Source organism: Litoreibacter janthinus (assembly GCF_900111945.1).
Taxonomy (GTDB): domain Bacteria; phylum Pseudomonadota; class Alphaproteobacteria; order Rhodobacterales; family Rhodobacteraceae; genus Litoreibacter; species Litoreibacter janthinus.
In genome coordinates this window covers 3,289,484-3,303,962 of sequence record NZ_FOYO01000001.1, presented here as the reverse complement: position 1 = coordinate 3,303,962, position 14,479 = coordinate 3,289,484, and the positions used below count along the sequence as shown (strand labels likewise).

At 54.5% G+C, this 14,479-nt stretch carries 11 protein-coding genes; 7 read left to right on the top strand and 4 right to left on the bottom strand.

Translation table 11 applies throughout. The features are described 5' to 3' along the window. Window positions 1-12: 12 nt before the first annotated feature. Window positions 13-840, bottom strand: a complete 828-nt coding sequence (locus BM352_RS16585) for a hypothetical protein (protein ID WP_090219103.1) — start codon at window positions 838-840, stop codon at window positions 13-15. Beyond that, window positions 837-4,337, bottom strand: coding sequence for a helicase-related protein (locus tag BM352_RS16580; RefSeq protein WP_090219101.1), 3,501 nt, complete (start codon window positions 4,335-4,337; stop codon window positions 837-839). The genes BM352_RS16585 and BM352_RS16580 overlap by 4 nt, the downstream gene beginning before the upstream one ends. A gap of 711 nt (window positions 4,338-5,048) precedes the next feature. Between BM352_RS16580 and BM352_RS16575 the strand changes: the two genes are divergently transcribed. Next, window positions 5,049-5,927, top strand: a complete 879-nt coding sequence (locus tag BM352_RS16575; protein WP_090219098.1) for an ArdC family protein — start codon at window positions 5,049-5,051, stop codon at window positions 5,925-5,927. Further along, complete coding sequence (locus tag BM352_RS16570; RefSeq protein WP_090219096.1) at window positions 5,924-6,127, top strand: hypothetical protein; 204 nt, start codon at window positions 5,924-5,926, stop codon at window positions 6,125-6,127. The genes BM352_RS16575 and BM352_RS16570 overlap by 4 nt, the downstream gene beginning before the upstream one ends. Before the next feature lie 51 nt (window positions 6,128-6,178). Here the strand turns inward: BM352_RS16570 and BM352_RS16565 are convergent, their stop codons facing one another. Beyond that, window positions 6,179-6,418 (bottom strand): HTH-like domain-containing protein, encoded by a 240-nt coding sequence (locus BM352_RS16565; protein ID WP_090219093.1) that lies wholly within the window; start codon window positions 6,416-6,418, stop codon window positions 6,179-6,181. Between the two features lie 54 nt (window positions 6,419-6,472). After that, a complete protein-coding gene (locus BM352_RS16560; RefSeq protein WP_139229858.1) occupies window positions 6,473-6,703 on the bottom strand; it encodes a hypothetical protein in 231 nt (76 codons plus the stop codon). Window positions 6,704-6,794: 91 nt separating this feature from the next. Here BM352_RS16560 and BM352_RS16555 point away from each other — a divergent pair, with 91 nt between their 5' ends. The 5 genes from BM352_RS16555 (at window position 6,795) to BM352_RS16535 (ending at window position 14,417) form a co-directional block, all read left to right on the top strand. Beyond that, a complete protein-coding gene (locus BM352_RS16555; protein WP_090219089.1) occupies window positions 6,795-7,385 on the top strand; it encodes a helix-turn-helix domain-containing protein in 591 nt (196 codons plus the stop codon). Beyond that, window positions 7,372-9,180, top strand: coding sequence for a relaxase/mobilization nuclease domain-containing protein (locus BM352_RS16550; protein WP_090219086.1), 1,809 nt, complete (start codon window positions 7,372-7,374; stop codon window positions 9,178-9,180). Before BM352_RS16555 ends, BM352_RS16550 begins: the two co-directional genes overlap by 14 nt. Beyond that, window positions 9,173-11,065 carry a type IV secretory system conjugative DNA transfer family protein gene (locus BM352_RS16545; RefSeq protein ID WP_090219084.1) on the top strand — a complete coding sequence of 631 codons (1,893 nt, stop codon included), beginning with the start codon at window positions 9,173-9,175 and terminating at the stop codon, window positions 11,063-11,065. Before BM352_RS16550 ends, BM352_RS16545 begins: the two co-directional genes overlap by 8 nt. 249 nt (window positions 11,066-11,314) lie before the next feature. Continuing rightward, window positions 11,315-13,018, top strand: coding sequence for an ATP-dependent nuclease (locus BM352_RS16540; RefSeq protein ID WP_090219082.1), 1,704 nt, complete (start codon window positions 11,315-11,317; stop codon window positions 13,016-13,018). After that, window positions 13,011-14,417 (top strand): UvrD-helicase domain-containing protein, encoded by a 1,407-nt coding sequence (locus BM352_RS16535; protein ID WP_090219078.1) that lies wholly within the window; start codon window positions 13,011-13,013, stop codon window positions 14,415-14,417. The genes BM352_RS16540 and BM352_RS16535 overlap by 8 nt, the downstream gene beginning before the upstream one ends. The last annotated feature ends 62 nt before the right edge of the window (window positions 14,418-14,479 follow it).

Below are 14,479 nucleotides of genomic sequence, written 5' to 3'. Positions count from 1 at the left end.
GTCCGCTCACTCCTAATTTCTGGGCTGAGCCATTACTAGCTCTACCCCCATGCCAATGCGCGCAAGTTCTCTTGCCACAAGTAGCTTTTCACTAACTTCTCTAGTGCGCTCATCCAGAATCCGTTCATCTGCGATTGAAGATCGCCGCTGTACCAACCGACCACGAATCTCATCTTCTGCATCACGAATTTTGGCCGGAATAAGTTCCCGCACATCGCTCAGAACTCTATCGACGCTCTCATCTAGTTCTTCCGTCCCCCGCGACGACAGCTCAGTCTCCAAGGTGCCAGCGACCTTTTGAAAGCCTCTGGATTCGATCGAAATTGGCTCTGAACACCTATATGCCACACTAAGGTCGTGCGCGTATGAAACATTATGTTGTGTGTCGTCTGGAAGAGGGCCAATGGCGAGTGGCGAAAAATAGGCTGTTTGGATGTGCACTGTTCCAGCAACATAGGCAGCATTGAAATCTTCCATATGCTGAAACGTTGGCGACGCGTAATAGACACAATTTGGAAACCTTCGTTCCCAATCAATTAGATGCTGATGCTGTGGTGATTTATCTCGCCGCATTAGTGGCATCCGAAAAAACGGCGTGTTGATACCCGCCAGCCCTAGTTGCGCAACCTCCCTAGCGTTGTTCTTTACCATTTTGCTTGGAAGTTTGAACTGGAAGAACATCGGAACGCCGGGCAGATCGATGCGGACATCGTAGCCGAGCCTAGCTTCCTGCACCAAATTAGGAAACACAGGCGCTCCGGTAGGACAAATTGCGGATGAACGAACCAGATTTTCTGTAATCGCATACCCAAATGAAAATTCCGTATAACCGAGTATCATTTTGGCTCCTCTGCACGCTCAAGGAGCCGCTTGATGTGAAACTGGATTGCGTTCTGATCGAAAGGAGGTTCGCGGGTATCGAGCGCCCCATAGACGTAACGCGGAGGATGCACGAAGCCGCTATTGACCTGCACAATAGCAAGGATGAACTGGTCCGATTTGTTCAGCGACGTGATCAGCTCCTGCCTTGTGATGATAACCGTGTCAGCTGTGTCGATGCGCCCCTTCACCTCTATAAACCGCATGTGGTCGGTGTCAGGATCATAAGACGCAATGTCATAGCCGACCTTCTGCGCAGAGACGTCCTCGGGCTGGTTGCCTAACGCACGCTCGGCTTCCATCACCGCGCCCATAGCTTTCAGCTCGATCTTGCGCCGCGCCTCTGGGTCTTCGGAAAAACCGGAAACCAGTTGGCCGGGTGAATTATGCAACAAAAGGCCACCAGGAACGACGATCATTCCACCACGAACGCGGGGAGGTTGAGACGAAATAAAGCGCTCTTGTTCAATAACTTGCATGCGGCTCTTCAACCGTTCTGCGAGGTCTTCGGCACGACGATCTGCATTCTGCCAGTTCAGCCGGGTCTTCTTCCCAGCCCGCTCTTGTTCCCTCAGTTCCGCTGCGCGTGAGTCCCAGTAGTTGATCTCTTTCTTGAGCCGTGCCTGAACTTCATGGGCCACCTTGTCGATTTCGGGGAGGCGGCGCGTTCGGACTTCGGCGACATGAGCCTGAGCGAGTTCGACCGTAGCGAATTGCACGACCCGCTTTTCCAGATTGGTGCGAAGCCAGTCTTCATCCAAGGCAGCGTGGACAGAACTGATCTCTTCAGCGGATGCGGGTCGCAAATTCAGGTGCGGCGCGATGCCCGCGTTCGACACATTGCCAGCCTTGTCGACAGACGCAAACTGAAGCTTCTGCGAGATGACAATGGGGTCTCCGGCCCGCGCTGGCCGCCCGTCTTGAACAGAATGCTCCAGCAAAAATAGGGCTGCAATGTCTGTGCCGTCGTCAGTGTCATCGACCAGCACCGCACCCTGCTTCATTAAATGATCATTTTGCTCGCGAACAATGCTGATGACCGCATCAAGTAACGGATGCCCAGGAAAGATGAACGCGGCAACAGGCTGTTGATTGATTTTAGCTTTTTCAAAGCAAATACGTTCATACTTTTTTTGAAGAGGTGCGCTTGATCCGATCTGCCGATCCCGCTCTCGGACGACTAGCGGAACATGGGTGATCTCCCATCTGCCATCTTCTCTGGATTTGATCTTGCCTCCGAGCCTTTGGAAAGCCTCCACGAAGAAACTTTGAACATGGTGCGGCTGCAAGCGCTGCGCATCGGCGCGCTCCATGTCGAGCCGAAGTTCCTGAACGCGAGCTTCCGGCATGGTGTCGCTGGTGAGTTGGCGTTTCTTCAGAAGCTCCAAAAGGTGGGATTGGTCTACTGCACCATCCACGGTTTGAAACAAGCGCGCCTTGACCTCGTCCTGCTCACCATACTGGATCGCTTCAAAAAGCAGATCCTTTAGCGCACGTTCCTCAAACAACTCTCCGAGGACGTCATAAACTCGACCTCCGAGCGCTTCGCGCGCAGCTTCCAGTTTCTCCAGCAACCGAGCATAGACTTCACCTTCTCGGGTATCATTGGCGACAAGGTTCCAAAGGTGACAGACTTCAGTTTGGCCAATTCGATGAATGCGGCCAAACCGCTGCTCAATCTTGTTGGGGTTCCAAGGCAAATCGTAGTTTACCATCAGGTGTCCGCGTTGAAGATTCACGCCTTCGCCTGCCGCATCGTTTGCAATCAAAACCTGTAGATCACGGTCTTGCATAAACCGTTCAACCACTTTGCGCCGTTCTTCCCGTGACACGCCGCCATGAATGACATCAACGACATCAGGACGGCCCAGCCTAGCAACAACTTTCTCACGCAAATACTCTAGCGTGTCTTTTGGCTCGGTAAAAATAATCAGTTTACGCCTGTGGCCATCTGGATCTCGCATGAGGTCGTCATCTAGTATCCGATCGAGCTGCTGCCATTTAGCGTCTTTACCCGACCGCAGGACTTGAAGCGCCATCGCTTCCAATCCTTTGAGAGTTTCTACTTCAATTTCAAGCTGCTCAACAGTTTCAGCGGTCGTCGCGCCTGTTGCAACGATATCTTCGAGATCGTCGATCTCATCTTGGCCAAATTCATCCAGATTGCTGATCATCTCTTCGTAGAGTGACGCCCCACCAAATGAAGATCTTGCGCCACTTTTGGCCAAACGTGCTTCAGCCAGTTCGGCTTCTAAACGCTCGCGCCTTCGTTTCAGTGATTGATAAATCGCGGCAGGACTCGAAGCCAGACGGCGCTGAAGAATTTGCAGAGCAAATCCTACGTTATTGCGCTTCCGTCCGTCTTCTTCTGCAAATCGTTGCACGCGATTCATTTCGTTGCGTACATACTCAGTTACAGCCGTATAAAGTTGCGCCTCGTCTGCTGAAAGCTCGTACTTTGCCGTGTAAGCTTTGCGTTCGGGGAACAGTGGTCTGCCATCAAACCTCAAGAGCTCTTCTTTTGTGAGTCGTCGCATCATGTCTTCGACATCTGCCATGTGGACGCCGTCCCGGAACCGGCCTTCGAAGCGGTCTCCATCCAACAATGCCATGAATAGCTGGAAATCCTTCTCTTTGCCATTGTGAGGCGTGGCAGTCATCAAGAGGAAATGGCGGCAAACTTTACCTAGCTGTTGTCCTAGCTGGTATCGCTTCGTGTATTTGACCTCATTCCCGAAGAATGTCGCCGACATCCTGTGGGCTTCGTCAACAATAATCATATCCCACTCGGACGATGACGTCAGCTTCTCAAGTAGGTCATCATTTCGTGCCAAGACATCCAACCTGGCAATTAACCTGTTGTTGTCGTTGAAAGGATTACCAGATCGAGAACCCTCGATCATGTCTCGGCTCAGAATGTCAAACTCAAGTCCGAACTTTTCGCCCAGTTCATCTTGCCACTGTTCAACCAAGCTGCCTGGAGCAACGATAAGACAGCGCTCTAGATCACTCCGCGCTATTAGCTCTTTAATCAGAAGACCAGCCATGATCGTTTTGCCTGCACCCGGATCGTCTGCCAGCAGGAACCGCAACGGCTGGCGGGGGATCATTTCACCGTAAACAGCCGAAATCTGATGGGGGAGAGGGTCCACAAGGCTGGTATGAATTGCGAGATACGGATCGAAAAAGTGCGCTAGCTTGATCCGATTGGCCTCAGTTACCAGTCGAAGCAGCGCACCATCCGCGTCAAACGACCAGTTTCTACCAGCACTCTCAAGTTCCAGTCGGTGTTGATCATCGCGATAAAGCGTTGTCTCAGCAATTGAGCCGGACGCCGTGCGATAGACAATGTTTACGGCCTGCTCACCGATCCACTCGACGGACACAATCTCCACAGATGTTCCGGGAGCAATCCCGCTGAAGCGGCCTCCAGGCCGAATGTCCTCTAGATCCGTCAACTGCTCGACTCGCTTTCAATTCAAAATTCACACCCAAGGCAATCTACAAAAATGTATCCTGAACGAAATTGAATGGAAACGAACGATCGCCAATAAAGTCTAACTAATTCAATAAAAAGAATTGTTCTGGGACTGTTCGACTGAAGGTCCAAACTGCTAGACGAAGACTTGGGTTGACTGGTTGTGCATTCGTCCATCTCTGCAAGAATTGTGGTGTCCCATGGCTCACCCTCGACACTCTAACGCCCGCCTTCCAGCCTTTTTGTTTAAAACAGCCACCGGTGCTAGGTAAAGTTGAGCCCGCGCTTCAGCGCGCGGGCGGCCAGTTTCAATAGACTGCACCGGTTTTCAACGGGCTGTTAGCCCGCTCACCCCGATCCAGACATCATTCCTTTTTTTGGGTCCGCCCAACATCCCCGACCGTGGCGGTCAACCTTAGTCCATCCCCAAAATCAGACACCAATTTCCCCTGTCTCGTGCGCGAGCCATTCCTCGCGGGGCAAATTGGCGTCTGATTTTGGCGCAGACATTTTCTTCGCAAATGTGGCCGATTGACAGCCCCGTTCAGGGCCGTGGGTCGGGCTTTGCCCTCTCCCACTCTGTTCCGCCGAATACATGCGTATTCGGTCAGATCAGGTGGCCGAGGCGCAGCCCATCGGCGGAAGGGGGCGCGAAGCCTCACCCGCGTCACTTTGATCGAGGAGGCCACAAATGGCACCGAAGTTTGATGTTTATGCCCATGTCACCGACACCATTATTGCAGAGATCGAGGCAGGCACGCCGCCATGGCGCAAGCCTTGGACCGGAAATGCGTCCGGCATTGCCCTGCCGACCCGACACAACGGGGAGGAGTATCGCGGGATTAATATCCTGATGCTCTGGGTCATGGCGGCCAAGCATGGTTATTTGTCCGGCCGCTGGATGACCTACAAACAGGCGCAGGAGCTGAGCGGCCAAGTTCGCAAAGGCGAAAAGTCGTCGACTGTGGTGAAGTACGGCACATTCACCCGAGAGAACGAGATGGGCATTGAGGAAGAGCTTCCCTATGCGCGCGCCTATCGTGTGTTCAATGCGGATCAGATCGAGGGTTTGTCAGAGGATTACTACATCCGGCCCGAGGCCCCGCGCGACCTTGGCACAGCGAAAGATCCAGAGCTTGAGGCGTTTTTCAGCCGGACGGGGGTGGATATCCTCACCAGCGACGACCCGCGCGCCTATTACAGCCCCGCCAAAGATCACATCCACATGCCGCCGATTGGCACCTTTCACGATGCCGCAGGCTATTATGGGACTTTGGCCCATGAGGTGATCCATTGGACCGGCAGCGAAAAGCGGCTGGAGCGGATCAAGAAATTTGCGAACCGCGAAGCCTATGCCTTTGAAGAGCTGGTGGCGGAAATTGGCGCTTGGTTCCTTGGGGCTCAGATTGGCGTCGCGCCGGAATTTGACCAAAGCGCCGCCTATGTCGAAGGGTGGTTGAAAGCGCTCAAAGAGGACAAACGGGCGATTTTTCGCGCGGCGTCTGAGGCGCAGAAAGCTGCCGACTTTGTTTTGCACGCAGCAGACCAAAGCAAGGAGGTCGCAGCATGACACCGGACTATCACAGCGATGATTTTTCGACTGCGCGTCTGGAAGATACCGTCAGCTTGCGGAGCGCTGCCCGTGAGGCCCGCGCCACGCTTTACGCGGTGTTGAACCGGCTGGAGCTGAACGATCTGGACGGCGAGGAGCAGCCCTATATCGACGATTGTCTTGGGGCTCTCGCAATCCTTGAGGAGGCGTTGCGATGACCTTGGAAGAGATCAAAGCAGCAGTGGACGCGGGCAACCGCGTTCACTGGGTCAGAGTTTGTCCACGTCCAAGCCCGCTTGAATTAGGCGAGGGGCAATCTTTTTCATCTTGGCAAATTCTGTGCCAAAGGACGTTCCGATCCCCAATCCTTCGCAGAACTCTTTCCCTGTGACGTTCTGAAGAGCATTGTGGTGCTTAATGACTTGAAGATGCAGCTCGGCCACGTACCCGTTGCGCGGTGATTTTTCGAGTGCCTCGCCGATTGAAGCCAATGTTGTGGTGATAGCCATGATTTCCCTCCTGTGCAATATGCATTTAGCTAAAAGCATATTGCATAAAGCAAGTCAAGCTGAAACTGCCGCGATGGCGGGCAGGAGTATTGTGATGATCCAGCACTGATCGATGGATGGGCGATCTATGTCCGAGTTGAGACCCCGGACGACCCGCAACAGCCCTTTGATCTGCACGAGCTGCCCGATCATCAAACCTATGCCAGCGCCGAAGACGCGGCCCGCGCAATAGCGCTGCAATTGCTTGGCGATGCTGAGGCGTGGAACCACGATTAGCGGTGCCACTCCTTGCGCATGTGGCCGGGCTTTGCCCGGCGGTCGCACCTATGGCTGCTCCAAGCGGAATACAGGCAAGAAATAGGGGTGATTACTTCACATGGGCCGACCGCGCGCGCCACGGCACAAGCGACTGACGCAGAACCAGCGTTTTGCGATCGTGCGCAAGCGTGCCGAAGGGGTGCCGATCGAGGATCTGGCCCGCGAATTCGGCGTCACGACCCGCAGCATCTTCTACACGTTGAAGGCCGATCAAAGCCGCAAGCTGGATGCGCGGGTGCGCTCTGAACTGGTGAATGTCCGGCTCACGCCAAAGGAGTTGGCGAGCTTTGATGCCGTGCTGACGCGGCATGATATCACCTGCCGGGCGGAGGGATTACGGCGACTGATCCAAGCGTCAAACGATCTCTTTGTTCCCGACGATGAACTGGCCAATCAGATGCAGGGGCTGTCGGCCTCGCTCAATCGCACCGGCAACAATATCAACCAAATTGCGCAGCGCATAAACGAGGCAAAGCGCCAGGGTCAGACGCCGCCCTATGGCAATTCCGCCCATGGTCAGGTGCGCGCATTGGCCGGGCTGATCTTCGACATCGCCGATCAGGTTCAGGACATGGCGCAGCGGCGACGCTGCGCGCTCTCTGGGGAGGTTGCCCGCGTTCTGGGGGGCTTTGCCGATGGCCCGGAATAGCGCTGTAGTCGCCGCGCAGGAGGCCTTCTTCGATCGGGACTGGAGCCGCATTCGCGGCAGCGTCCCGCGCGCCCGCGCAAAGCAGATGGCGCGCGCGGCCATGGGGCATTCACCCGCGATCTTCAAAGCCATTCGCGATGGCGGCACACACAACAAAGCGCAGCTGCGCAACCAGTTGGAATACCTGACCACTAAGTCGAGCTTCATCATTGACAGCCGTGGCACCTATGACGGCCAAAGCGTTCTGTCAGCCAAAGAGATCGAGCAGGTCACGCGCCGGTTTTCAGCGCAGTGGAATGAGGGGTTCCACCCGAAGCTGGGACATACCTCACATCTCTTGATGGCTTTCCCAATTGGCACGCACGGCGAGGATGTCGCCGATATCACGCGCGAGATCTGCGAGCGGTTCTTTCAAGGCGAAGGCAGCCACTTCGACTACATCGCGGCCGTGCACGAGGATCGGGATCACCCGCACGCGCATATCGTTTTGAACCGGCGCAGCAAGGATGGGGAGTTCTTCTTTCTGAAGGAAGGCCACCACTTCAACTACGACGGTTTTCGCGAGGCTATGGTCGAGGTGTCGGACCGCTTTGGGCTGCGCCTTGAAGCGACCCGAAAGCTTGAGCGCGGGGTCACGACGCAGAGGCCAAGCGATTTAGAGCAGCGTCGCGCGGAATCCACCGGCCAGAAGCTGACCGAGCGTGAGCGCGTGGGGCCAGAGCTTGACCGTGCCTTGGCTGAAGTCGCCCAGAACGCGCGGCTCTATCGCGGCCTGGCTGCCGAGGCCTCGCGTGAGAACCAGCATGACATTGCAGCTGCCTTGGACAAGGCCGCGACGCTATTGGCGCAGGGCAAACAGATTGAAGCAGTTGGAAAGGTATATGGCATGGCCGAAGAACAGCATTCGTTTGATGAGGTCGTGGATGCCTTCCACGACAAGATCAACCAGGCCGAACGCATTGTAGCGGACGCCCCGATGGAGCGGCGTGCCGCACTGGAGCATGAGTTGAACGACATCTATCGTTCCTTGTCACATCTGAGCCCAATGGGAACGCAGTCCCATACCTTGCTCGAGGACGCGTCCCAAAGTGGGATCTATTCCGCTGCGAATATACGGGCCGAGGCCCAAGGCGTTTTGCAGGATCCAGCTCTGGCAGAACGTCTTCAGCAGGCTTTGAACGGCACCGGCATTGAACCGCAAGAGGTGACACGTCGTGTCGAAATCGGTGCGGGCAATGCCGCGCTCGAGCGGCAATGGCTCGGACAGGATTTGAAGGCGATTGCCGAAAAGGAGGGCTTTGACCTGTCGCGCGCCGATGAGCTCGAAAAAGCGATCGACCGTCTCGACCAAGTGCACAGTGATCTTGGTCGATTGTTGGCCGATGCTGAGGTTCTCAAGGACAGTGGGTCGGTGGAGTCTGACCGGCAGGAATCCATAATCGACCGGCTGCCGCCGACCACCTCTGGCATCCTGAGCCGTTTGAGAGATGATCCGACCGCAGATCCATTTCGCAGCGATCTGGAACGCACGACCTTGCGGGCCGAACTGGAGGATCTGGTTGGTGAAGAGCAGGCCGCCGACTTGGCGATTGGTGATGAAACCACGCTTGAAGAACACATCGAAGACCGCCTGGACCGGCTCTATGCGGCCAAGGCATATCTCCAGAGCGATGCCGCTCTGGCGAACAGCGTGGCGATGGAGCATGTCCTCGACGAAATCGCCAATGAAGAAATAGACGTCCGACGCGAGCGGCATGTCGATGCCGACGGCGAAAAGGGTGTGACGCATGGGTAAGGCGCGGATCGCACTCGGCGTCATGAGCTTTGCTCTTCTGGGCGCGGTGCTGGGCTATGTTCTGGCGTCGGCCTTTCTGACGTTTCGCTGGTTCGGGTTCGGGGCGGATATTGATTTCCTGATGCTGGCGCGCAGCTATGGGGTTCTCCGAATGACCCATCCGGCCGATATGCAGATTGTTCACTTGATCGTGGGGAGCAGCACCTGCGCCGGTGTTTTGCTTAGCGCTGTGTTGATGAACGACGCGCTGACCAAGTTCGGTGAAACCCACTGGCAGCACATGTCAGAGATGAAGCGGAGCGGCTTTTTCGGCAAGCCTGGCCACGGCTTTGTCCTCGGCAAAATGGGCAAGCCAAAGAGCCGCAAACCCTTTGTCATGTCCAAGGTATTCCCCCATGCCTTGATCGTCGCCCCTACCGGGCGTGGCAAAACGACGGGTTTTGTTATCCCAAACCTTCTGACCTATCAGGGCAGCGCCGTGGTGCTGGACGTGAAGGGCGAAAACTTCGAGGCGACGGCGCGTCACAGAGCATTGCAGGGCGACAAGGTTTTTCGGTTCGCGCCCACTGACTGGAAGGATGGCCGATCACACCGCTACAATCCCTTGCTGCGCATATCAGCGCTGGAAAATGTCGACCGCCAGCAGATGGAGCTGCAGCTGCTGGCCTCATTGTTCCTGCAAGCGGATAACGACCGGGTCCAAGGGCTCCTTGATGGCGGCATTGACCTATTTGTGGCGGCAGGGCTTTTGGCGTTTGAACGAAAGCGGCCGACCTTGGGCGAGATCTACCGCATCACGGCGTCAGGCGGCGACAAGCAGAAAGAATACCGTCGCCGCGCCGATGAAGCGGTCAACCCAGCCGCCAAGCTGATCTTCATGCGCATGGCCTCGACCAACAACGACACGCTAACGTCCTACCTGTCGCTCTTGATGACATCTGGCCTCAAGCAGTGGTCGAACCCCGCCATCGACCGTGCAACCGCAACTTCAGACTTCGATTTTTGCGAGATCCGCAAGACACCGTTTTCGGTCTATCTCGTGGTTGAACCGCTCATGGCGAAACCCCTTGCTCCGCTGATCCGATTGTTCTTCTCGGACTTGCTGGCATCGCTGCAGGACCATGAACCTGGCAAGGACGAAACTTGGCCGGTGATGATTATGCTCGATGAGTTCAATCGCCTGGGCAAAATGCCGATCGTGCTCGACAGTATCGAGACCCTGCGCTCCTACCGCGCCAACCTCGCGATCGTCACCCAGACCATCCCTGCGCTCGATGAAATCTACGGTGAAAACGCCCGCCGCGCCTTGCAGGGTAACGCGGGCATCAAGCTCTATCTGACTCCCTCAGATGAAAAGACGATCGAAGAGCTCAGCAAAGCCGTCGGCAAAACCACCAAGCGAGTTGTGACCCGCTCGCGCTCGGTCGGCCGCAACCCCTTCGCCGGGCGCAGCATGTCCGAACGGACCGAAGAAACCGCTCTGCTACCCGAGGATGAAGCGCGGCGCATGGATCTTGATGACATCGTCTTGGTGGCCGACGCGCAAATGCCCGTGCGCGCCAAGCGGATCAAATACTATGAGGACCGGTTCTTTAAGCAGATATTCGACAAGCAAACCGGCGATCTGCCATATCCCTCAGCGGGAGACCAGATGCGCGGGCTGCAAGGGCAGATCAAGGCGCTGGAGGCTAAGATTGGAGCGCTTGAGATGCCGAAAGCGGTTTCCAGTAACTGCTCTGGAGGTGGTGGGAAGCGGCGCGACGAGATCGATGGTTTGGTCAATGAAGAGCGGGATGAGCCAACCGAAGACAAGCCTAGTTTGGACGAGTATCAAGCAGGAGCTGAACGGGTAGAGAGGTTTATGGAAGAGGCGGCTCAGGGTTAAGGGCGGAGAGCCGATCTTCGCAGAAGCGCAATATTGTCACTTGCAAATGGGGAGGAAGACCTCGGCTGCGCGAAATCGAATTCTGCCTTGAGCACATTCGATGCAGGGTTCTTTCAACGCTATTGAAACGTGTGAGCTTGTTCTTTCATTGCGCACAACCTAAAGTTAAGTGATTGAATTCGTGTGCTCTTGGCAATCGATCGAAACCCTAAGCGTTTGGTGCTCATTGACCTTAATTAGGAACTTTAAATGGCTCGTATCCGAAAATTAGAAGTATACAGTTTTAGAAGCATCCAGAAACTGGTTTGGTTTCCCTCCCCTAATATGAACTGTCTGGTCGGTCCCGGTGACAGCGGTAAATCCACAGTCTTGGACGCAATTGATTGGTGTTTGGGAGCTCGGCGCAACCTCCCTGTCACGGATGCAGACTTTTACAATATGTCAGTGGACGACGAAATTATCGTTCGAGCAACTATCGGTGACTTGCAGGATGGACTGAAAACGCTTGATACTTATGGCCCCTTTTTGTTGGGGCTCGACAAGGAGGGAAACCTTGAAGATGAACCATCAGAGGGTTCAGAGACGGTCCTTACGGTTCAGCTTACAATTAGTGACGACCTAGAGCCACAATGGCATTTGAAATCTGACCGTGCGGAAGCTCAAGGCCTATCCAGAGGCCTGACATGGGGCGACAGGGTTAACATTGCGCCCAACCGTATAGGCGTTTTTGCAAATCAACATCTCGGATGGCAACGCGGTTCAATCTTAAACGCACTAACGGAGGAAAAAGCTGATGCATCTGCGGCACTGGCTGACGCAGCGCGGCAAGCTCGGAATAGCTTTGGTGACACCGCAGGTGACCAGTTGAAAGATACGTTAGGCATCATCTCAGGTGCGGCTCAAGCCCTTGGCGTTGATGTTGGGGATACAGTTCGAGCGATGCTGGACGCACACTCTGTGAATTTTTCAGGAAGCACTATTTCGCTGCATAGTTCAGAAGGTGTCCCGCTCAGAAAGTTGGGCCTTGGATCAAGTCGCCTGCTCGTCGCTGGACTGCAAAATCGGGTTGCCGAGACGGCGTCGATTGCGCTGGTCGATGAGGTGGAAATCGGGTTAGAGCCACATCGAATTTCGAAATTTCTTTTGGAGCTGGGTTCTAAGACCGAAGCAACGTTATTTCAGATATTTATGACGACCCATTCGCCAGTTGTTTTACGTGAGCTGAGCGGGCCACAGCTCTACGTTATTAGACGTGGAGATGAGCATTCAGTTGTTCAAGCGGGCGCTGATGACGCAATTCAAGGTACGCTTCGCATCGCGTCTGAGGCCTTTCTAGGGACTAACGTGCTGGTTTGTGAGGGGGCAACCGAAGTCGGACTGATCCGTGGTATTGACCGTTATCGGGCAGAGGGCGGGCACTCGACATTTGCCGCAGCAGGTGGCGTTTTGGTCGATGCTGGTGGCGTAAGCAAAATCTACCGATCTGCGATGTCTTTCCTGAAGTTGGGATATAATGTAGCTACCTTGCGGGATGATGACGTCCAACCCAAAGAAAAAGATGAGAGAGATTTTGTTGGCGTGGGTGGGAAGGTCTTCAAGTGGACGGAAGGCTGGGCAATCGAGGCTGAACTCTTTGATTGCGTTAGTGATGAAGCAGTCTTGCAGTTATGGTCATACGCGAAAGAACTCCAGGGAGAGCAACGGATATTAGATCATTTACGGACCGCATGCGAAGGACCGATCGATCTCAGCAACTGGTTCAATGAAATAACCGAAGAGAAACGCAGGCAGTTGGCGGCAGCTGCCGGTAGCGGTTCTTGGTTCAAGCGAATTTCCCACATGGAGGAGGCCGCCTATTCAATTATCGGTCCAGATTTAGATAACTGCGTTCACTCCGAGTTGCCGGATCTACTAAGCGAAATTCTCAAGTGGTCAGGGGCCATCGATGGCTGATGTTGATCTGCTAACTATCGAGCGTGGGATGGTTATCGCCCCCGCTGGGTGCGGAAAGACACAACTCATTGTAGAGGCGCTTCGCAGTAACCAATCCGACAAACCTATTTTGGTCTTGACCCACACGAACGCTGGGGTGGCAGCCCTGCGGCAGAGATTAGCCAAGGAGAAGCTACCAACTGGTGGTTACAAGCTGGCGACGATTGATGGTTGGGCGATAAGGTTGGTTTCGACGTTCCCCGAGCGTTCAGGATATGATGGGGGCGCAAACCCCAAAAAACCCAACTATCTAAAGATCAGGAAGGCCGCGTGGAGCCTTCTTAAGGCAAACCACATCACTGATGTGCTACAAGCAAGCTATTCGCGCATCTTGGTTGATGAGTATCAGGACTGCTCTCACAATCAGCACGGCATCATGTTATATGCTGCGAAACATTTGCCCTGTTGCGTCTTGGCGGATCCGATGCAAGCAATATTCGGTTTTGGGAATGACCCGCTGGCTGATTGGGATAAGCATGTTGCAAAACATTTCCCAAAAATTTCTGAGCTAGATACCCCCTGGAGGTGGCGAAATGCCGGAAACGAAGAGCTTGGGCAGTGGCTCTTGTCTGTGCGAAAAGCACTGCTTACAGGCGGTGCCGTTGATTTGGCAGCAGCCCCCAAATCAGTCAAATGGGTCAAATTGGATGGCGACAATGATCATTCAAAACTTGTTGCTGCGGCCCGATGTGCTCACAAAGCAAAGAACGAAACCTCGCTAGTAATTGGCGACAGCATGTCAGCAGCAAGCCGATATAGGGTTGCGAAAAATGTTCCCGGTATTGTCGCAGTTGAACCAGTAGATCTCAAGGATCTCACCACGTTTGCAAATGGTCTAGATTTGTCTGATGGGTATTCAGTCCGCGAGACGTTAGACCTTGCTGAGAGCCTAATTACCAACATTGGTTCCGAGGGAGTCCAAAGCCGCATGAAAGCCATTAAAAGCGGTAAGGCGAGAACGGATCCGAGCGAGCTAGAGTTACTTGCTCTAGAAGTTGAAAAAGCGCCTACCTTTTCTGGATTGGCTAGCATCCTGTCGTGTTGTTCGGCCCAAACCGGATCGCGTTGCTATCGGCCTGGCGTCTTGCGCGCAACCCTCCGTGCGTTGTCTTTGGTTCAGTCAAACGCGGCATTGACCTTTAGCGAGGCAGCCATTCAAATTCGCGAAGAAAACCGCGCCGTCGGGCGTCAACTCCCCTTAGCTGCTATTGGCTCGACGTTACTTTTGAAAGGGCTGGAGGCTGATCATGCTGTTGTTTTGAACGCCGATCAACTTGATGCACGAAACCTTTATGTTGCGATGACGCGTGGAGCCAGAACGATAACTATTTGCTCAAAAAATAGCTTGCTGAATCCGTGACAGTATTGAATGGCTGCTTTGATGAAGCTGCATCGGAATGTGTAAAACCCCAACAGATGCGG